This is a genomic window from Blastococcus saxobsidens DD2 (assembly GCF_000284015.1).
In the GTDB taxonomy this organism is placed as follows: Bacteria; Actinomycetota; Actinomycetes; order Mycobacteriales; family Geodermatophilaceae; genus Blastococcus; species Blastococcus saxobsidens_A.
The window spans coordinates 2971089-2990493 of sequence record NC_016943.1 but is presented as its reverse complement, the minus strand read 5'-3'; the positions used below and the strand labels follow the sequence as shown (position 1 = coordinate 2990493).

At 73.5% G+C, this 19405-nt stretch carries 20 protein-coding genes; 12 read left to right on the top strand and 8 right to left on the bottom strand.

The genetic code is table 11. The annotated features are described in order from the left end of the window. The first annotated feature begins 84 nt into the window (after window positions 1-84). Window positions 85-825 carry an IclR family transcriptional regulator gene (locus tag BLASA_RS14205; protein WP_014376873.1) on the top strand — a complete coding sequence of 247 codons (741 nt, stop codon included), beginning with the start codon at window positions 85-87 and terminating at the stop codon, window positions 823-825. A 10-nt stretch (window positions 826-835) separates the two neighbouring features. On the opposite strand, the gene BLASA_RS14200 is transcribed toward BLASA_RS14205, so the two are convergent. Next, a complete protein-coding gene (locus tag BLASA_RS14200) occupies window positions 836-1471 on the bottom strand; it encodes a trimeric intracellular cation channel family protein (protein ID WP_014376872.1) in 636 nt (211 codons plus the stop codon). Between the two features lie 174 nt (window positions 1472-1645). Between BLASA_RS14200 and BLASA_RS14195 the strand changes: the two genes are divergently transcribed. Beyond that, window positions 1646-2587, top strand: a complete 942-nt coding sequence (locus BLASA_RS14195; RefSeq protein ID WP_014376871.1) for an LLM class flavin-dependent oxidoreductase — start codon at window positions 1646-1648, stop codon at window positions 2585-2587. Window positions 2588-2627: 40 nt separating this feature from the next. After that, window positions 2628-3437, top strand: coding sequence for an ATPase (locus BLASA_RS14190; protein ID WP_014376870.1), 810 nt, complete (start codon window positions 2628-2630; stop codon window positions 3435-3437). A gap of 101 nt (window positions 3438-3538) precedes the next feature. On the opposite strand, the gene BLASA_RS14185 is transcribed toward BLASA_RS14190, so the two are convergent. After that, window positions 3539-3748: a zinc-ribbon domain-containing protein gene (locus BLASA_RS14185; protein WP_014376869.1), complete on the bottom strand. Its 210-nt coding sequence runs from the start codon at window positions 3746-3748 to the stop codon at window positions 3539-3541. 98 nt (window positions 3749-3846) lie between these two features. Between BLASA_RS14185 and BLASA_RS14180 the strand changes: the two genes are divergently transcribed. Both BLASA_RS14180 and BLASA_RS14175 read left to right on the top strand, forming a co-directional pair. Further along, on the top strand, window positions 3847-5112 hold the full coding sequence (locus BLASA_RS14180) for a 3-deoxy-7-phosphoheptulonate synthase (protein WP_014376868.1): 1266 nt from the start codon (window positions 3847-3849) through the stop codon (window positions 5110-5112). An 86-nt stretch (window positions 5113-5198) separates the two neighbouring features. Then, complete coding sequence (locus BLASA_RS14175; protein ID WP_014376867.1) at window positions 5199-5654, top strand: PGPGW domain-containing protein; 456 nt, start codon at window positions 5199-5201, stop codon at window positions 5652-5654. Window positions 5655-5729: 75 nt separating this feature from the next. Here BLASA_RS14175 and BLASA_RS14170 read toward each other — a convergent pair whose 3' ends face one another. Further along, complete coding sequence (locus tag BLASA_RS14170; protein WP_014376866.1) at window positions 5730-6617, bottom strand: polysaccharide deacetylase family protein; 888 nt, start codon at window positions 6615-6617, stop codon at window positions 5730-5732. A 55-nt stretch (window positions 6618-6672) separates the two neighbouring features. Further along, on the bottom strand, window positions 6673-7641 hold the full coding sequence (locus BLASA_RS14165) for an asparaginase (RefSeq protein WP_014376865.1): 969 nt from the start codon (window positions 7639-7641) through the stop codon (window positions 6673-6675). A gap of 260 nt (window positions 7642-7901) precedes the next feature. On the opposite strand from BLASA_RS14165, the gene BLASA_RS14160 reads away from it, so the two are divergent. The 4 genes from BLASA_RS14160 (at window position 7902) to BLASA_RS14145 (ending at window position 11672) form a co-directional block, all read left to right on the top strand. Next, the gene (locus tag BLASA_RS14160; protein ID WP_014376864.1) at window positions 7902-8816 is read left to right on the top strand and encodes a diacylglycerol/lipid kinase family protein; all 915 of its coding nucleotides are present in this window, start codon (window positions 7902-7904) and stop codon (window positions 8814-8816) included. 137 nt (window positions 8817-8953) lie between these two features. Then, the gene (fabG, locus tag BLASA_RS14155) at window positions 8954-9658 is read left to right on the top strand and encodes a beta-ketoacyl-ACP reductase (protein WP_041775777.1); all 705 of its coding nucleotides are present in this window, start codon (window positions 8954-8956) and stop codon (window positions 9656-9658) included. Beyond that, window positions 9658-10434, top strand: a complete 777-nt coding sequence (gene fabI, locus BLASA_RS14150) for an enoyl-ACP reductase FabI (RefSeq protein WP_014376862.1) — start codon at window positions 9658-9660, stop codon at window positions 10432-10434. The genes fabG and fabI overlap by 1 nt, the downstream gene beginning before the upstream one ends. A 65-nt stretch (window positions 10435-10499) precedes the next feature. Continuing rightward, on the top strand, window positions 10500-11672 hold the full coding sequence (locus BLASA_RS14145; RefSeq protein ID WP_014376861.1) for a ferrochelatase: 1173 nt from the start codon (window positions 10500-10502) through the stop codon (window positions 11670-11672). A gap of 103 nt (window positions 11673-11775) precedes the next feature. Here the strand turns inward: BLASA_RS14145 and argG are convergent, their stop codons facing one another. Continuing rightward, window positions 11776-13227, bottom strand: coding sequence for an argininosuccinate synthase (argG, locus tag BLASA_RS14140; protein ID WP_041776530.1), 1452 nt, complete (start codon window positions 13225-13227; stop codon window positions 11776-11778). Between the two features lie 53 nt (window positions 13228-13280). After that, on the bottom strand, window positions 13281-14018 hold the full coding sequence (locus BLASA_RS14135; protein WP_014376859.1) for a hypothetical protein: 738 nt from the start codon (window positions 14016-14018) through the stop codon (window positions 13281-13283). Between the two features lie 62 nt (window positions 14019-14080). Between BLASA_RS14135 and BLASA_RS14130 the strand changes: the two genes are divergently transcribed. Both BLASA_RS14130 and BLASA_RS14125 read left to right on the top strand, forming a co-directional pair. Then, entirely contained in the window at window positions 14081-14518 is a 438-nt protein-coding gene (locus tag BLASA_RS14130) for an NfeD family protein (protein WP_014376858.1), read from the top strand. A gap of 77 nt (window positions 14519-14595) precedes the next feature. Beyond that, a complete protein-coding gene (locus tag BLASA_RS14125) occupies window positions 14596-15813 on the top strand; it encodes an SPFH domain-containing protein (RefSeq protein WP_014376857.1) in 1218 nt (405 codons plus the stop codon). A gap of 86 nt (window positions 15814-15899) precedes the next feature. On the opposite strand, the gene BLASA_RS14120 is transcribed toward BLASA_RS14125, so the two are convergent. Next, window positions 15900-16856, bottom strand: a complete 957-nt coding sequence (locus BLASA_RS14120; protein WP_014376856.1) for an RNA polymerase sigma factor SigF — start codon at window positions 16854-16856, stop codon at window positions 15900-15902. Then, window positions 16853-17350 carry an ATP-binding protein gene (locus BLASA_RS14115; RefSeq protein WP_014376855.1) on the bottom strand — a complete coding sequence of 166 codons (498 nt, stop codon included), beginning with the start codon at window positions 17348-17350 and terminating at the stop codon, window positions 16853-16855. Before BLASA_RS14115 ends, BLASA_RS14120 begins: the two co-directional genes overlap by 4 nt. Before the next feature lie 289 nt (window positions 17351-17639). Here BLASA_RS14115 and BLASA_RS14110 point away from each other — a divergent pair, with 289 nt between their 5' ends. Beyond that, complete coding sequence (locus BLASA_RS14110; protein WP_014376854.1) at window positions 17640-19394, top strand: SpoIIE family protein phosphatase; 1755 nt, start codon at window positions 17640-17642, stop codon at window positions 19392-19394. The last annotated feature ends 11 nt before the right edge of the window (window positions 19395-19405 follow it).

Sequence of the window (19405 nt, the reverse complement as noted above, 5' to 3'; positions counted from 1 at the left end):
TCCGTCCCCTGCCATCCGTGACTGCGGTGCCTCGTGATCCCGACGGTCCCGCATTTCTGCAGGCAGGGGATATGGTTTTCTGCAGTGAAGAACCGACCGGCGTACGCGATCGCCTCCGTCGACTCCGCCCTGCTCCTGGCCAGCCTGCTGCAGCAGGAGGGAGCCATGCGGGTGACCGACGTCGCCGCACGCCTGGAGGTGTCCGTCTCGACGGCCCACCGGCTGCTGGGGATGCTCGTCTACCGCGACTTCGCCGAGCAGCTGCCCGACCGCCGGTACGCCGCCGGGCCGGTGCTGCGGCGCGGGCCGGTGCAGCAGGCGTCGGTCACCCGGCTGCGCGAGGTCGCCCTGCCGCACCTGCACCGGCTGGTCGAGGCGGTGGGGGAGACGGCCAACGTCATGCTCCTGGCCGGCACGGAGGTCCGGTTCGTCGCGACGGTCGAGAGCGATCAGGTGCTGCGGGTGGGCGACCGCACCGGCCGGGCGCTGCCGGCCCATCTCAGCTCGGGCGGCAAGGCGGTGCTCGCCACCCTGGACGATGCGGAGCTCGCCGCCGTCCTGGAGCCCTTGGACGAGGCCGCGGCGGCGCAGCTCGGGCGGGACCTGCGCGCGGTCCGGCGTCGGGGGTTCGCCGTCAACGACCAGGAGACCGAGGCCGGGCTGACCGCCGTCGGGGTCGCCGTGCCGCCCGCCGGTGGATGTCCCGGTGCCGCGCTGTCCCTCGCCGCGCCCACGGCGCGGTACTCCCGCGAGCGACTGCCGGAGTGGACCCGGGCGCTGGCCGCGGCCGCCGGTGCCGTGGCGCGCGACCTGGCGGCCGGCTGATCGGGATCCGTCACGCCTCCTCGGGCGGAGGGCTCCCCGGCGGCGCGGGGGCGTGCACGTCGAAGTGCACCCCCACCATGCGGATGAGGAAGCACAGCGTGGCGGCCCCGATGGTGGCGATCGGTCCCCGCGCATCCAGGAGCTCGACGACGACGACGGCCGTGGCGCCGACGAGCGCCGGGATGGCGTAGAGCCCGCTGGTGAGCACCGACGGGACGCGCCGGATCAGCACGTCGCGGAGGGTGCCGCCGCCCACCGCGGTGAGGACGCCGACGATCACCGCCTGCGCGGGACCGAAGCCGAGGTCGACCGCCTTGAGCGCGCCGGTGACCGCGAACAGGCTCAGCCCGGCGGCATCCAGGACGTTGATCGTCCGGTTGATCCGTTCCAGGTGGGAACCGGCGACGAAGGCGATCAGCCCGCCGGCGGCGGCCACGGCCAGGTAGCGCCCGTCGAGGAAGGTGGCCGGGGGCAGGCTGTCGAGGAAGACGTCCCGGATCGTGCCGCCACCCAGGGCGGTGATCATGCCGAGGGTCACCACCCCGACGATGTCCAGCCGGGTGGCGCGCAGCGCGGTGAGGGCGCCGTTGAGGGCGAACGCGAAGGTGCCGCAGAGGTCGAGGACCAGCAGCGCCGTGGTCTCCATGGGTGTTCCGTCGCTCCGTTCCCCGACCTGCCGGTGTGCCGGCGCCACCCTTTCAGAGCGGGCCACCGCACATCGCGCGGCCGGGACGACACTGGTGGGCGAGACTGTCCGCGTGCGTTCCCCCGAGAGATGCGGCAGCCGATCCGGTCAGCTCCTCACCCACGCGGGACGGCGATGACGCCGACCCTGGCCGCTCTGGTGCTGCCCGACCGGCATCCGGTGTCGAGCTTCCTCGCCGACGTCCAGGAGGCAGAGCGGGCCGGCGTCCGGGCGGTCTGGACCTACGACCACCTCACCTGGCCACTGCTCGCCGACGGCCCCTGGTACGGCGCCGTCCCGCTGCTGGCAGCCGCGGCGATGTGCACGGAGACGGTGCGGCTGGGCACGCAGGTCGCCTCCCCGAACTTCCGGCACCCCGTGCCGTTCGCCAAGGAGCTGGTGACCCTCGACCAGCTCACCGGCGGGCGACTGGAGGTCGGCGTCGGCGCCGGTACGGAGGGCCCGGACGCGCTCGTCCTGGGCGAGGAGCCGTTGTCCCGTGCGGAGCGGGCCGAGCGCTTCGCCGAGTGGCTCGGGCTCCTCGACCAGCTGCTGCGCGAACCGGTGACGACGGTGCAGGGACCGCGGTACACCGCGGTCGACGCCCACCAGCTCCCCGGCTGCGTGCAGCAGCCACGGCTGCCGTTCACCGTCGCCGCCACCGGGCCGCGCGCGCTCCGGCTGGCCGCCCGGTACGGGCAGGGCTGGGTGACCTACGGGCCCTACGGCCCGTCGGTGGCGCCGAAGGAGTGGTTCGCCGCCGTCGCCGACCAGTCGCGGCGGCTGACCGACGCGCTGTCAGCCGAGGGGCGTGCCGCCGACGCAGTCCGGCGCAGCGCGCAGTTCGGCCTGGAGATGCACTGGCCGTTCGAGAGCCGGGAGCGGTACGCGGACACGCTGGGCCGGCTGACCGAGGCCGGGATCGACGAGGTCAGCGTGCACTGGCCGCGGCCCGACGGCCGCGGCGTCCCGGCCGCGGCGCTGTCGACGGTGGTGGACGCGCACGGCTCGGCAGGCCGACGACCGGAGCGCGGGGGCGGAGACCAGCGGCAACCGCTCGGCCGGGTGCTGCGATGAGGACGGCGGACCCGTTCGGCCGCTGGAGGGAGGTTCCCGCATGACGCCGCAGCTGCTGCGCTGGCTGGCCGCACTGCCGCATCGGGCGATCGCCTGCAGCGGCGGGATCGACAGCCTGACCCTCGCCACGGCTGCGCACCGCGCCGGACCGGGCACGACGCTGGTCGTGCACAGCGTCACGCCGGCGGTGCCCGCCGCGGCCACCGCGCGGGTGCTGGAGGCGGCCGCAGCGGAGGAGTGGGACCTGTGCATCGTGCGGTCCCGGGAGTTCGAGGACGGGCGGTACCTCAGCAATCCGCTCGACCGGTGCTTCGTCTGCAAGTCCCACCTCTACGACGCCATGTCCGACCTCGTCGAGGCGGTGGGCGGAACGCACACGCTGCTCAGCGGGGCGAACGTCGACGACCTCGGCGAGTACCGGCCCGGACTGCGCGCCGCGGCCGAGCACGGGGTGCGGCACCCCTACGTCGAGATCGGGGCGGGCAAGGCCGACGTCCGGGCGATGGCCCGCGACCTGGGGCTGGAGCACGCCGACCTCCCGGCGTCCCCCTGCCTGGCCAGCCGGCTCTACACCGGCACGGCGGTGACCGCGGTCCGGCTGCACGCCGTCGAGGTGGGGGAGGCCGTGCTGACCGCGCGGACCGGTGCGGCGGTCGTGCGCTGCCGCCTCCGGGAGGACGACGTGCGGATCGAGGTCGGGGACGGCGACCGCGCCCGGATCACCCCGGACGTCGTCTCCGCGGTGCTGGCCGCCATGCGCGCCGTCGACCCGGGCATCCGCTCCGCGGCGCTCGACCGGGAGCCCTACCGGCCCGGCCGCGCGTTCACCCTGACGCCGGTCCGGCCCTGACCGGCCGGGCGGATCCGACTCTGCCGTCGGAGGCCCCGGAGAGACGGTCAGGTCAGCTGCGCCGGACGCCGGCTCGGGCGCGAACGACGGCTCGGCGCGGGTCAGCCGCCGACCGGGACCGCGGTGCCGCAGATCCCGCAGACCTCCAGCTGCCGTCGCTTCCACCGCAGCACCGGCACGAAGAACACCGAGAACTGCCGGAACTGCCGGATCCGCGTCCACCGCGAGGTGTTGCCGCAGCGCGGGCAGGTGCGGACCTCGCCGGGGCCGAGATCCTTCTGTCTGGTCCCGAAGCCGAAGAGGAAGAACACGCTGCCAGCCTGGCACAGGGCGCCCGCGGCGGCCCCCGCGTGCGGCAGGCTGCTCGTCGGCGTCCCCCTCCCACGGGAGCTGTGGTTGGCTCGGGAAGGTGCAACGACGGAGGAGGCCCCCCATTCCGGCTGACGAGATCCTGGATGTCGCGACGCGGATCGCCGATCAGCTGCTGGCCGTCCAGACGCAGGTCAACGGGCAGATCGATGCCACGCTGGCCCGGCTGCTGCCCGAGGTCCAGCAGCGACTGGGCGTCGAGCCGGCGAACGACGTCGACCTGTCCGACCTGGTCAACGCCCGGATCACCGGCCTGAGCGTCGTCGTCACGCCGGCCGCGGTCGCGACCGTCGTCCGGCTGCCGGCCGCCTCCGCCGCCACCACCCGGGCCGGGCGCCGCGCGGTGACCGCCATCGTCGAGGGCTCCGACGACCGGCTGGTCGTCATCGCCGGGCCCTGCTCCATCCACGACCCGGTCGCCGCGCTCGAGTACGCCCAATTCATCGCCCGCATGCGGGAGCGGCACGGCGATGACCTGGAGATCCTGATGCGGACCTACACCGAGAAGCCGCGGACGGAGGTCGACTGGAAGGGCTTTGCCTACGACCCGTTCCTGGACGGTTCCAGCCGCATCAGCGTCGGGCTGGTGGCGACGCGGATGCTCATGTGCCGCATCACCGCCCTGGGCGTACCCGTGGCGGCCGAGCCGCTGAACGCGCTGACGCCGCAGTACGTCAACGGGCTGGTCACCTACAACGGCGTCGGCGCGCGCAACGTCACCGACCAGACCGCCCGGGAACGGGTGTCCGGCTTCTCCTCGGTCATCGGCTTCAAGAACTCGCCCGAGGGCAGCATCGAGACGGCGATCCAGGCGGTCCGGACGGCCCGGGCGCCGCACGAGTTCCTGGGCGTCGACCACCACGGGGTCAGCGCCCAGCTGTCGACGACCGGCAACGACACGGCCCACGTGATCCTGCGTGGCACCAAGGACGGCCCCAACTACGCCGCGGCCCACATCGCCGACACCAAGCGGCAGCTGTCGGAGCGGGGTCTGCCGGAGGTGATCGTGGTCGACGCCTCCCACGGCAACAGCCAGAAGAACCACCTGCGCCAGATCGACGTCGTGCAGGACCTGGCCGGGCAGGTGGCGGCCGGCGAGCGGGCGATCCGTGGCGTGATGGTGGAGAGCAACCTGGTGGCGGGACGGCAGGACCTGGACCGCCGGGACCCCGGGTCGCTGCACTACGGCAGGAGCGTCACCGACGCCTGTGTCGATCTCCCGACGACCGAGCGGATGCTGGCCGAGCTGGCCGAGGCCAGCCGGATCCGGCGCCGCGCCGGAACGAGGTCTCCGGCGTCCCGGTGACCGCTGCGGTCGGTGCCGCGACGCGCACATGCTCGACGCTCGGACTCCGCTGCATGAAACCCAGTTGTGCGGGGCACAACCGAACGGTGAAGACCGCTGTCGTCGCCGTCCTGGGCGGCCTGCTGACCCTCGCCGGAATCGCCCTACTCGTCCTGCCCGGACCTGGCTTCGTGCTCGTGGCGGCGGGTCTCGCCGTGCTGGCCACCCGCTTCTCCTGGGCCAGGAAGCCGCTGGACTACGCCAAGGACAAGGCCGAGCAGGGCATCGAGGAGGTCGGCAGGAGCCCCTGGCGGGCAGCCGGCGCCGTTCTCGCCGCCCTCGTGCTCGTCGCGCTGGGCATTCTCGCCCTGATCGGCGTGGAGCTGCCGTTCGTCAACGCGTTCAGCGCCGTCGTGCTGATCATCTCCGGCCTGTTCCTCGTCGGCACGGTGGTCTTCGCGCGCCGGCTGGAGCACCAGGAAGAGGAGCGGGCGCACCGCCCCGCCGGGGCACCCCTCGACGGTGGCGGCGCCTACCGCGCCGCCCGGCCCGCCACCGACTGACCGTTCCGACGGCACCCGACGGTCGACGGGTGCCGTCGGCAGGGCCGGACCGGTCCGGCTGGCCCGCGCGGCTGATCACCGCCTCGCGGGGCGGGGGAAGCGGCTGAGGAAGTCGTCGGCGATCTCGTCGAACGTGGCCCAGCGGACGCCGTCGTGCCCGTTGATGTGCTCGATCAGCCGCTCGAGCATCAGCAGCACCTGCGGGCGTCCGGAGACGTCGGGATGGATGGTCATCGTGAAGGCCGCGTAGTCCAGCTCGCGGTGCACCCAGTCGAACTGGTCGCGCCACATCTGCTCGATGTCCCGCGGGTTGACGAAGCCGTGGCTGTTCGGGCTGGACTTGATGAACATCATCGGCGGCAGGTCGTCGAGGTACCAGTTGGCCGGGATCTCGACCAGGTCGGTCTCGTCCCCGCGGACCAGCGGCTTCATCCAGCTGTCCGCAGGCTGCGCGTAGTCTATCTTCGTCCACGAGTCGCCCACCCGGACGTAGTACGGCTCGAAGTCCCGGTGCATGAGCGAGTGGTCGTACGTGATGCCGCGCTCGAGCAGCAGTTCGTTCGTGACGCCGCTGAACTCCCACCAGGGGGCGACGTAGCCGGTGGGGCGCCGCCCGGTCCTCGTCCCGATGATCTCGATGCAGCGGTCGAGCACGGCCTGCTCCTGCTCCCGGCTCATCGCGATCGGGTTCTCGTGGCTGTAGCCGTGCACGCCGATCTCGTGGCCCGCCGCGACGCAGGCGTCGAACTGCACCGGGAACGTCTCGATCGAGTGCCCCGGCCAGAAGAACGTCTGGGTCAGGCCGTTGCGCTGGAACAGCTCGAGGAGTCGGGGAACGCCGACCTCGCCGGCGAACACGCCTCGGGAGATGTCGTCCGGGGAATCCTCCCCGCCGTACGAACCGAGCCAGCCGCCGACCGCGTCGATGTCGACGCCGAAGGCCACGAGGATCTCCTTGCTCATCGTTCCGGTCCCTTCCGGTGATGGGCCGCGTGCCCGGGCCGGGTGCGGCGAGGCATCAGAGAGCGAGTTGCTGGGTCAGCGCGCGCCGCGGATCCTCCGGCGCGACGGCGAGGGCCGCAGCCAGGAGCAGCCGGCCCTGCCACGGGCTGAGGTCGGCGGCGAAGACGGCTCCGCCCCGCGCCAGACGGGCACCCCCTGCGGCGTAGAGGGGGACGACCGGACCCGACGGCACCCGCGAGCAGACGAGCACCGGGACGCCGTCGGAGACGAGCTGCTCCACCGTCTCGGAGATCGCCGGGGGGACGTTGCCGGCGCCGAACGCCTCGAGCACCAGACCGGCGGCGCCGCAGGCCACCGCGGCGCGCAGGAGGCCGGCGTCCGCCCCCAGGTAACAGGCGATGACGTCGACGCGGGGCAGGTCGGCGGCCAGGTCGAGGGGCAGGGCGGCCGGGCGCACCGGCCGGGTCAGCGGCAGCACCGAGTCGCCGGCCAGCCGGAGCACCGGCCCTCGCCCGGGCGCTCCGAAGGCTCCGCTGCGGAGGGTGTCGATCTTGCGCACCCCGCGGGCGGCGAAGGCGACGCCGTCGAAGCAGAGCAGGGCGCCGAGACCACGGGCGGACGGGGAGGCGGCGACGCGCAGCGCATCGGCGAGGTTGGCCGGACCGTCCGGGGCCGGGGCGTCGAACGGGCGCTGCGCCCCGGTGAAGACGATCGGGCGCGGATCGTCGTGCACGAGGTCGGTGAAGAACGCGGTCTCCTCCATGGTGTCCGTGCCCTGCGTGACGACGACGCCGTCCACCCCCTCGGCCAGACACCGGCGGGCCTCGGCCACCAGTTCCCGCAGGTCCGTCGTCGTGAACGCGAAGCTGCCGACGGTGCCCAGGTCGCTCGTCGTCACGGTGAGTCCGGGAAGCGGTCCGGCTGCGGCGAACAGCTCTGCGGCGGGCGTGGCAGCCGCGAGGCCGCCCGGCCCCTGCCGGCTGGCGATGGTTCCTCCCGTGGCCAGCAGGTGGACCCGTCCCACGCCTGCTCCTTCCCGGCCGCGCACGGCCATGAGCTGATGTGCGGCCCACCTTCCTCTGCCCGCCTCCGGTCGGCGACCGCACGGTGCCGGCGCGCTCGGCAGGTTGGTCCGGCGGACGCCGTGCCGCAGGTGGCCGATGCCCCGATGCAGGGGGCGGTGGCCCCGGTCGGGTGACAGAGGTGTTCGCTGCGGGGCGTTTCGGGCAGTGAGGGGCCGGCTCGTGGCGTTCCGACGGTTCCCGACGACAGGCAGGAGGCGCTGTGCGCGACACCCCCGCTCTGCTGCTGGTCGTGAACCGCGCGGCGGGCACGGCGCAGGACGACGCGGTCGAGGCGGCGCTGACCGAGCTGCGCACGGGCGCCGACGTGGTCGTGGCCGCGACCGGGAGCGCCACCGAGCTCGACGACGTCCTGAAGAGCAACGACGGCCGCCGGATCGTCGCCCTGGGCGGCGACGGGTCGGTGCACGCCGTGGTGGCGGCCCTGGACCGCCTGGGCCTGCTGGCCCCGCACGAGCCGATCGGGATCATCGCCTGCGGCACCGGCAACGACCTGGCCCGCTCCCTCGGGTTGCCGCTGGATCCGGTGGAGGGCGCCGCGGCGGTCCTCGCGGGAACCGCGCGCCGGATCGACCTGCTCCGCGACGACGCCGGCGGCATCGTCGTCAACGCCGTCCACGCCGGCGTCGGGGCCGAGGCCGCCGCCGAGGCGGTCCGCCTGAAGGGGCGGTTGGGTGCGGCGGCGTATCCCCTCGGTGCCGCGATCGCCGGGCTGTCGGGTTCGGGCTGGAACCTCCGCGTGGAGATCGACGGTCGCATCGCGACCTCGGGGGAGTGGGCGGCCGACGGCAGCTGCGCCGTCCTCATGCTCGGCGTCTGCAACGGCCGCACCATCGGCGGTGGGTCGGCGCTGGCTCCGGACGCCGAGCCCGACGACGGACTGCTCGACGTCGTCGTCAGCACCGCGACCGGGCCGGCGGCCCGGGTCGCGTTCGGGGCGGCGCTGGCGACCGGCCGGCACGCCGACCGGCCCGACGTCCTGGTGGCGCGGGGCCGGGAGGTCCGGATCTCGGGCGCCGCGGTCGCCGTCGACGCGGACGGAGAGCTGGGCGAGATGGGGGGCGCGCGCACGTGGCGGGTCGAGCCCGCCGCCTGGTCGGTGCTCGTTCCCGGGTAGCAGGCGCGCGTGCGGGCCGTCTTGGTCCGCCGGGACGCCCGGTCGCGAACTGCGGCCGTACCGGCCGGTAGGGGGTGTGACCTGCGGCCACGGGTTAGGTTCGACGGGAACAGTGGTCGTCGGCAGGGGAGTGGCGCGTGGGTAGGTCGGTGCTGGTGACCGGCGGTAACCGGGGGATCGGCCTGGCCATCGCCCGGGCCTTCCAGGAACAGGGCGACTCCGTGGCGGTGACGCACCGCGGCAGCGGCGCACCCGACGGGCTGTTCGGCGTGCAGTGCGACGTCACCAGCACCGACGACGTCGACCGCGCGTTCGGCGAGATCGAGGAGCACCACGGCCCGGTCGAGGTGCTGGTCAGCAACGCCGGGATCACCCGCGACGGGCTCTTGATGCGGATGAGGGACGAGGACTTCACCGACGTCGTCGACGCCAACCTCACCGCCGCGTACCGGGTGGCGAAGCGTGCGACCGCGAAGATGGTGCGGGCCCGCTCCGGCCGGATGATCTTCGTGTCCTCGGTCGTCGGTCTGCTGGGCTCGGCCGGCCAGACGAACTACGCGGCGAGCAAGGCCGGGCTCGTCGGCCTGGCGCGGTCGATCGCGCGCGAGCTGGGCAGCCGGAACATCACCGCGAACGTGGTGGCGCCCGGGTTCGTGACCACGGACATGACCGCGGAGCTGCCGGAGGCCCGGCAGAAGGAGATCCTGGGGCAGGTGCCGCTGGGGCGGTACGCCTCGGCGGAGGAGATCGCCGGCGTCGCTCGCTTCCTGGCCAGCGACGCGGCCGGCTACATCACCGGGGCGGTCGTCCCGGTCGACGGCGGACTGGGGATGGGGCACTGATGAGCGGCGGCATTCTGGAGGGCAAGAAGGTCCTCGTGACGGGCGTGCTGACCGAGGCGTCGATCGCCTTCGCGACGGCACGGCTGGCCCAGGAGCAGGGCGCCACCCTCGTGCTCTCCAACTTCGGCCGCGCCCTCTCGCTGTGCCAGCGGATCGCCAAGCGGCTGCCGCAGGAGACCGCCGTCGTCGAGCTCGACGTCACGAACACCGAGCACCTGGCGACGCTGGCCGACCGGCTGCGCGAGCAGGGCTTCGACCGCCTCGACGGCGTCGTCCACTCCATCGGCTTCGCACCGCAGGAGGCCATGGGCGAGGGCTTCCCGGAGGTCGCCTGGGAGCACGCCGCGACGGCCTTCCAGGTGTCGGCGTGGTCGTACGCCTCGCTCACGCAGGCCTGCCGTCCGCTGCTGGCGAACCCGTCCTCGGTGGTCGGGCTGACCTTCGACGCCTCCGTGGCCTGGCCGGTCTACGGCTGGATGGGTGCGGCGAAGGCGGCGCTGGAGTCCACGTCCCGCTACGTGGCCCGCGAGCTCGGGCCGGACGGCGTGCGGTCCAACATCGTCGCCGCCGGCCCGCTGCGCAGCATGGCCATGAAGTCCATCCCCGGCAGCAAGCAGTTCGAGGAGGCCTGGGAGGGCCGCGCCCCGCTCGGCTGGTCGGTCACCGACACCGAGCCCGCCGGCAAGGCCGTCGTCGCCCTGCTCTCGGACTGGTTCCCGGCGACCACCGGAGAGATCGTGCACGTCGACGGGGGCTTCCACGCCGTAGGCGTGTGAGGTCGCAGAGCCACGCCGTGGGCTGTGAGTGCATCCTTCGTACGTCCGGAGAGAGAAGAACAGCTGTGCCACGCGCAACCGTCGACATCACGCCCGAGGGACAGCGACCCGACGAGGACCCCTCGCTCGCCGTCCGCAACAACGGCGGTGCGCCGCCGTCCACCGAGCCGGCCCCGGCCGGGCGCCGTGAGGCGCTGCTGCTGCTGTCCTTCGGCGGTCCCGAGGGCCACGACGACGTCATGCCGTTCCTGGAGAACGTCACCCGCGGCCGTGGCATCCCCCGGGAGCGGCTGGAGGAGGTGGCCGAGCACTACCACCACTTCGGCGGGGTCAGCCCGATCAACGACCAGAACAAGGCGCTGATCGCGGCGCTCGAGAAGGAGCTCTCCGCCGCCGGCAGCGACCTGCCGGTGTACTGGGGGAACCGGAACTGGGCGCCCTACGTCGAGGACACCTGGGCGCGGATGGCCGAGGACGGCATCGAGCACGTGTACGTCCTGGCGACCTCGGCCTACGCCTCCTTCTCCGGCTGCCGGCAGTACCACGAGGACATCGCCCGGGCCCGGGTCGCGACGGCCTCCCCAGCCCGCCCAGGTGGCCCGACGGCGGAGAAGCTGCCGCACTACTACGACACGCCGGGCTTCGTGCAGGCCAACGCCGACGCGCTGGCCGCCGCCCTGGCCACGCTGCCCGCCGAGCTCCGCGACGGCGCCCGGCTGGTCGCGACGGCGCACAGCATCCCGGACACCATGGCCGCGGTCGCCGGACCGGACGGGCACGCCTACGAGGCGGAGCTGATGGCCGCCGCCGAACGGGTGGTGGCCCAGGTCGCTCCCGACCGGCCGTTCGACCTGGTGTGGCAGAGCCGCAGCGGGCCGCCGTCGGTGCCGTGGCTCGAGCCCGACGTCAACGACCACCTGCGCGTGCTCGCCCAGGCCGGCGAGACCGCGGTCGTCCTCTTTCCGGTGGGCTTCGTCAGCGATCATCTGGAGGTGATCTGGGACCTCGACAACGAGGCGAAGCAGACCGCCGAGGAGGTCGGCCTGGCCTTCGCCCGCGCCGCCACCGCGGGCACGCATCCGGCGTTCGTCGAGTCCATGCGGGGCCTGTTGGAGGAGCGCCGGGCCGGTGGCCTGCCCCGCCTGGGGACGGACTGCCCGGCGTCCTGCTGCTTCGTGCAATCACATCGTCGGTCTCCGGCCGACACCGCGGCCAACGGCCGTCCCCAGCTGAGCTGAGCCGCTGCGTCGCGCCTGCGCGGAACCCTCCGGGCCCCACTCGGCGCGACCGGTACAGCGGGGCTCCTCAGCGCCGCTGCGGTCGCGCCGGCACTTTTTGGGCTCAGTCCGTGCCGGACTCCATCGCCGCGCGGTCGAGCAGCTCGTCGTGCCTGGAGACCGTGCCACGGGAGGCGATGGCCTCGGCGCCGCCCTGCTCGGAGGCGTCGATGAGGCCGGTGGACGCCGCCTGCGCGGCGCCGATCGCCGCGTGGCCGGCGGAGCCCCCGACCATGCCGATCCGCGCGTACAGCTCGAGCCGGGCGCGGGAGTCGGCGATGTCGAGGTTGCGCATGGTGAGCTGGCCGATCCGGTCCACCGGGCCGAACGCGGAGTCCTGCGTGCGCTCCATCGACAGCTTGTCCGGGTGGTAGCTGAACGAGGGGCCGGAGGTGTCGAGAACCGAGTAGTCCTCCCCGCGCCGCAGCCGTATCGTCACCTCGCCGGTGACGGCCATGCCGACCCAGCGCTGCAGCGACTCCCGCAGCATGAGCGCCTGGGGGTCCAGCCAGCGGCCTTCGTACATCAGCCGGCCGAGACGCCGTCCCTCGCTGTGGTAGGTGGCCAGCGTGTCCTCGTTGTGGATGGCGTTGACCAGCCGCTCGTAGGCCACGTGCAGCAGGGCCATGCCCGGCGCCTCGTAGATGCCGCGGCTCTTGGCCTCGATGATCCGGTTCTCGATCTGGTCGGACATGCCCAGGCCGTGCCGGCCGCCGATGGCGTTGGCCTCGTTCACCAGGTCGACGGCGGAGTCGAACTCGCGGCCGTCGATGGTCACGGGGCGGCCCTGCGCGAAGCCGATCGTCACGGTCTCCGGCGCGATCGATACCTCCGGGTCCCAGAAGCGCACGCCCATGATGGGCTCCACGGTCTCGATGCCGGTGTCGAGGTGCTCGAGCGTCTTGGCCTCGTGGGTGGCGCCCCAGATGTTGGCGTCGGTGGAGTACGCTTTCTCGGCGCTGTCGCGGTAGGGCAGGCCGTGCGCGACCAGCCACTCGGACATCTCCTTGCGGCCGCCCAGCTCGGTGACGAAGTCGGCGTCCAGCCACGGCTTGTAGATTCGCAGTCCCGGGTTGGCCAGCAGGCCGTACCGGTAGAACCGCTCGATGTCGTTGCCCTTGTAGGTGGAGCCGTCGCCCCAGATCTGGACGTCGTCCTCGAGCATGGCCCGCACCAGCAGGGTGCCGGTGACGGCTCGGCCGAGCGGCGTGGTGTTGAAGTAGCTGCGGCCACCCGACCGGATGTGGAACGCGCCGCAGGTCAGCGCCGCGAGCCCCTCCTCGATGAGTGCGGCCCGGCAGTCCACGAGGCGGGCGAGCTCGGCGCCGTAGGCGGTGGCCCGGCCGGGGACCGAGGCGATGTCGGGTTCGTCGTACTGCCCGATGTCCGCGGTGTACGTGCAGGGAACCGCCCCCTTGTCGCGCATCCACGCAACCGCCACCGACGTGTCGAGACCGCCGGAGAACGCGATGCCGACGCGTTCGCCGACCGGGAGGGAGGTGAGCACCTTGGACACGAGCACAAGTATTCACGACGATGCATGACCATGCATAACGGGGGTCGGGTCGCTCAGCGCGGCACCGCGTTGTACGCGGCGGTCACCGCCTCGCGGACGGCGGCGGTGAGCGGCCGCAGCGCGGCGTCCCGGCGTGCGGCCTGGGCGTGGTTGACCGCCGCTCCCGGGGCATCGGCCATCGCCAGGTCCAGGACGGCGGCCACCCGCAGCGCCCGGCCGAGGATCGACAGCGCGAGCGGCTCGTGGTCGTCCGGCAGGCCCGGGGCCGGCTTCGGGCGGGCGAGGCCGGCCAGCAGCTCCGGTACCTCCGGGTGCCAGCGGGCCAGGTCGAGCTCGGCCAGGGTGCGGGCGGAGTCGGTGATCGCCAGGTCCAGCGCGCCGGACGAGGCGCGCAGCGTCCCCTCGGCCGGGGGAGGGGGCGGGGCGACGCCGTCGATCGGGAACGCCGTCCACTGCAGGACCCCCTGCCCGAGCGGCTCGGGCACCAGGACCACCCGGTCTCCGACGGCGGCCTGACCGGCCTCCACGGCCAGCGGCGCCAGGCCCGGAACCGCCGGGAGGCCGCGGACGTCGCCGGGGGCGGGGAGCACCAGGCGCAACCGGGTCTCGCCCAGCCCGCGCAGGGCGCTGAGCGCCTCGCCGAGGGGAACCGCGCCGTCGGTGCCCGGCAGCCCGCTCACCCGGTGGGCGGCGTTCCCGGTGACGGCGTGGAGGGCCTCGTCGTAGGAGGTGCGTCCGGTGAGCCAGGCGGTGGCCCACACGGCGAGCCGGCCGGCGGGGAAGTCGTGCACCGATCGAGGCTACGTCGGGCCGCGGCAGCCCTCCGAGGCGCTCCCTCTGCCAGACTCCGGACATGGCTGCCTGGTTGCTGTGGCTGATCGGCGCGGGACTGCTCGCCGTCGGTGAGGTGATGACCCTCGATCTGATGCTGCTCATGCTGGCCGGCGGTGCGCTCGGTGGCATGACCGTCGCCCTGCTGGGCGGGGCGGCCATCCTGCAGATCGTCACGTTCATCGTCGTCTCCGGCGTGCTGCTCGCCCTCGTCCGGCCCATCGCCACCAAGCACCTGACCAACCGGACGCCCCTCCAGCTCGACGGCGTCGACACGCTCATCGGGAAGACGGCGAAGGTGTCCACGGACGTCGACTCGTCGGGTGGCCGCATCCGGTTGGGCGCCGACGAGTGGAGCGCCCGCAGCCAGCACGGCGGGGAGTTCTTCGCGGTCGGCGAGACGGTGCGCATCCTCCAGGTGGACGGCGCCACCGCCGTCGTCGGCGACGCGCTGGAGTGATCGATCCACAGGGGTGATGACCCCGGCGGACCCGGCGGGGCAGGATCACCGGTGACCCCCGAGGAAGGGAGCCCGCCGTGGACGCGGCACTCATCGCACTGATCGTCGTCGCCCTGCTGGTGATCGTCGTGATCGCCAAGAGCGTGACCATCGTTCCGCAGGCCCAGGCGAAGGTCGTCGAGCGGCTGGGCCGGTACAGCCGGACGCTCTCGCCGGGCCTCTCGATCCTGGTCCCGTTCATCGACCGGGTGCGCGCGACGATCGACCTGCGCGAGCAGGTCATCTCCTTCCCGCCACAGCCGGTCATCACCGCCGACAACCTGCAGGTCGGCATCGACACCGTCGTCTACTTCCAGGTGACCGACCCGCGGCTGGCGGTGTACGGCATCGCCAACTACATCACCGGCATGGAGCAGCTGACGACGACGACGTTGCGCAACGTCGTCGGCGGGCTGAACCTCGAGGGCGCCCTGACCGGCCGGGACGGCATCAACAGCCAGCTCCGTTCCGTGCTCGACGGCACGACCGGCCCCTGGGGCCTGCGCGTGGCCCGCGTGGAGATCAAGGCGATCGACCCGCCGCTGTCCATCCAGGACTCCATGGAGAAGCAGATGCGCGCCGACCGCGACAAGCGCGCCATCATCCTCACCGCCGAGGGTCAGCGGCAGGCGGCGATCACGTCGGCCGAGGGCGAGAAGGCTGCGGCGATCCTGTCCGCGGAGGGCAAGAAGCAGTCCGTGATCCTCGAGGCGGAGGCCGAGCGGCAGAGCCGGATCCTGCGTGCCGAGGGTGAGCGCGCGGCGCTGTACCTGCAGGCCCAGGGCCAGGCGAAGTCGATCGAGACGGTCTTCCAGGCCATCCACGACGGCAAGCCCGACCAGGGGCTGCTGGCCTACCAGTACCTGCAGACGCTGCCGCAGATCGCGCAGGGCGACGCCAACAAGATGTGGATCGTCCCGAGCGAGTTCAGCAAGGCGCTGGAGGGGCTGGCCAGCCTCGGGGGCGCGGAAGGCGGCAAGTCCTGGATGGACGTCGACCCGTCCCAAGGCGCCTCCGGTGCCGGCTCACCGGACGGCGGCGGCCTGGACACCAGCAGCTGGTTCGAGTCGCAGCTTCCCCGGGCGGCCGACCAACCCGAAGCGAAGATCGCGCTGTCCAGCATCACCGACACCGCGCCGGCCATCCCCACCCCGCCGCCGCTGTCCCAGGTGACCGAGGACGTGCGGGACAGCGGGCCCGCGGCCGACCCCGTCGTTCGGGAGCAGTTCAACGCGAACGGCGACGCACAGCGGTAGCCCGGGGACGCGTGGCGCAGCAGGCATAGGAGGCTATGCATACGGATCGGCGGCCGAAACCGTATGCATAGCCTCCTATGCCGGGGTCAGTCCTTGAGCAGGCCCTCGCGCAGCTTGGCCAGCGTCTGGCTCAGCAGCCGGGAGACGTGCATCTGCGAGATGCCGATGTCGGCCGCGATCTGGGACTGGGTCATGTTGCCGAAGAACCGCAGGATCAGGATGCGGCGCTCCCGGGCCGGGATCGTGGCCAGCAGCGGCTGCAGCGACTCGCGGTACTCCACGCCCTCCAGCGCGGCGTCCTCCTCGCCCAGCGTGGCCGCCAGGGTGGGGGAGTCGTCGTCGCCCGAGAGCCGCTCGTCCAGCGAGCTGCTGCGGTAGGCGTTGGCCACGGCGAGCCCCTCGAGCACCTCCGCGCGGGGGATGCCGAGGTGCTCGGCCAGCTCGCTCGGGGTCGGGGCCCGACCGTTCTTCTGCGCCAGCTCGCCGACGGCGGCGTTCAGCGAGAGATGCAGCTCCTGCAGGCGGCGGGGCACGCGGACCGACCAGCCCTGGTCGCGGAAGTGCCGCTTGATCTCACCGGTGATCGTCGGCACCGCGAAGGAGAGGAACTCCACCCCGCGGGTCGGGTCGAAACGGTCGATCGCGGCGATCAGGCCGAGGGTGCCGACCTGCAGCAGGTCGTCGAACGGTTCCCCGCGGTTGCTGAACCGGCGGGCGAAGTGCCGGACGAGGGGCAGGTGCTCCTCTACGAGGATCTCCCGCAGCCGCTCGCGGCGCGGGTCGTCCTTCTCCAGCGACGCGAGCTCCGCGAACAGCGGTGCGGTGCGCTCGGCCCGCTTCCGGTTCTCCGACAGCGGGGGCGCGTCGGGCTCCACCACCGGTGCGCCCGCTACGACCGTCGGCTCCTCCGCCTCGGCGGCGGGCGCCGCCGGCGACGTGTCGGGCGGGTCGACGGCCGGTTCGTCCGAGGGGCCGGTCGGCGCCTCGTGGGTGGCGTCCAGTGGCTCCTCCTCGACGGAGTCGGTGGCAGCCGACCGGGTCACCGGGCCACCGAGAGACTCTGCCCCGAGTCGCTGCCCACCTCGGGCGGGTGTTGACCAGGGAGGTACTTGTCGAGGGAGATGATGGCGACCGGCGCGTCGGAGTCGTGCCCGCCGGGAACCTCCCGCTGACTGGAGCGGCGGCCGTCGACCGCATCCACGAGCGCGGCGAGGATCGCCCAGCCGAAGCCGTCGGTCGGCACCTCCGTGCCGGTCGCGGTCGGCACCCAGGCGTCGATGTGCAGCCCGGCCCGGGTGATCTCGAAGACCACGGTGAGGGGGGCGTCTCCCAGGACGATCGACGTCAGCGTCGCGCAGGCCTCGTCGACGGCCAGGCGGAGATCCTCCACCGCGTCCAGGTCGTAGTCCATGCGCATCGCCAGGTCACCGGCCATCGCCCGCACCGCGGGCAGCTGGGTCGGCGTGGTCGGGACCCGCAGCTCCAGCCGCTCCGCGCGTCGTCCGTCCTGCGCGAGGGTGCCCCTCGAGTCGACCATCCGTCGTCCGCTCCTTCGTTGCCGGCGCGCTCGGCCCTCGAGTCGCGGCGGTTCGTCGCGCCGGGCGGCCCGGCCACAGGTGGGGCGGACCGGCATCCCGGCTGCTGCACAAGAATGCTGCGTACCCCTGCGGGACAGTCACGGAAACGTGGCTGTTCACACGGGGTGCGCACTGCCCGGGCGCGGTTGCCCCCGCCGGGCCCCTGCTGTTTCCTGGCCGGAGATGAGCGCCAGTTCCGACAGTCTGCCACCCGGCCCCGATCTCCCTCGGGACGAGGGTTCCGCAGTCGTGCTCGCGGCCCTCGAGAGCGCTCCGGACGCGATCTTCTGCCTGGTTGCCGACGTCGCGGAACCGCTGTGGGCGAACGCCCGCGCACGGCTGCTGGAGGTGGGCCGCAACGGGCTGCCGGAGGTCTCCGGGCGTCCGGTGGCCGACCTGGTCGACACCGCCCTCCGCAGCGGCCAGGCGGAGGCCGCGCACGGGAACCTCGGGCAGGGCGGCCCGCTGGCGACGGTGACGGCCCGCCCCATGACGGTGGACGGACGAGCCGGCGCACTGGTGATCGTCGAGGCGCTGGCCACCGACGACGTGCACCGGGCGCAGCTGTCCCTGCTGCCGCCGTCGCTGCCCATGCTGCCGGACGTCTGCCTCTCCGGCAGCTACCACCAGGCCAGCGACCTCTCCGTCGCCGGCGGTGACTGGTACGACGCCGTCTCCCTGGGCAAGGGGCGCCTCGCGCTCGTGGTGGGCGACGCGGTCGGGCACGGGGTGCCTGCGGCCGGCGCGATGAGCCGGCTGCGCGGGGCGATGCGCTCCACGTTGCTGCGCGACTCCGAGCCGGCGGGCGTGGTCGCGGCGCTCGATGCCTTCGCCGCGCAGATGGACGACGTCGAGGGCACGTCGGTGTTCTACGGCGTCCTGGACGCCGCCTCCGGGCGGCTGGCATACAGCGCGGCCGGGCATCCCGCGCCCCTGGTGGTGCTGCCCGACGGGAGCACGTCCTTCCTCACGGTGACCCCGCGGCCACCGCTGGGCAGCCTCCCCGGTGCCCAGGCCACGGTGCACGAGGCGGCGCTGCCGCAGGGCGCCACCCTCGTCCTGTTCTCCAACGGCGCCCTCGCCGGCACCGGCATCGCACCCGCGGATGCGCTGGACCGGCTCGGCCAGGTCGCTCGGGAGGTGCTGGAGGCGCCCGGGGCCCTCGACGTGGAGACCGCCGTCGGGCTCGCCGCAGCGATCGCCGAAGGGGTGCAGCGGCCGCACGGGTGGCTCGATGACGTCGCCGTCCTGGTGGCCCACCGCCGGGCCACCGCGCAGGAGTCGCTCCGGATGGACCAGCTCGCGGTCCCCTCGGCGCTGCCGGGGGTGCGCCGCCGGCTCAACGCCTGGCTCACCGGGCTCGGCATGGGGGAGCAGGACCGGGTCGGCGTCATGGTGGCGGTCGGGGAGGCCTGCGCGAACGCCGTCGAGCACGCCTACCGCGGCAGCGAGCCGGGGCCGATGTCGGTGGTCGCGCAGGTCGACGTCGACGGCGTCCTGACCGTGACCGTCCGCGACGACGGGACCTGGCGACCGCCGGACCGCGACCCGGGTGACCGAGGTCGCGGCCTGCTGATCATGCGTCAGCTCGTCGACGGCGTCACGCTGGAGGAGGACGGCGGCACCACCGTCACGTTGAGCTTCCGGCTCCGCCGCACGCCGGAGGAGGACCTCGACCAGCGCCGCCTGCCCGACAACGCCGACGTCGTGGTCGACCGGAACGGTGAGCGGCCGGTCGTGCGCGCCCGGGGACCGGTCGACGCCACGGCCGCCGAGCAGCTGCGGATCCGCATGCTGGAGGCGAGCCACGGCGGCGCCAGCCCGATGGAGCTCGATCTCGCCGGGGTGAGCCTGTTCAGCAGTGCCGCCGTGCGGGTGGTCCTGGCGATGGCCCGCATCGCGCGGGACGAGACCTGGCGGCTGGTGGTGCGCGCACCCGAGGGCGGCGTCACCCGCCACGTCCTGGAGATCAGCGGGCTCGACGGTCTGGTCGACCTCCGCTGAGGTGTGACGCT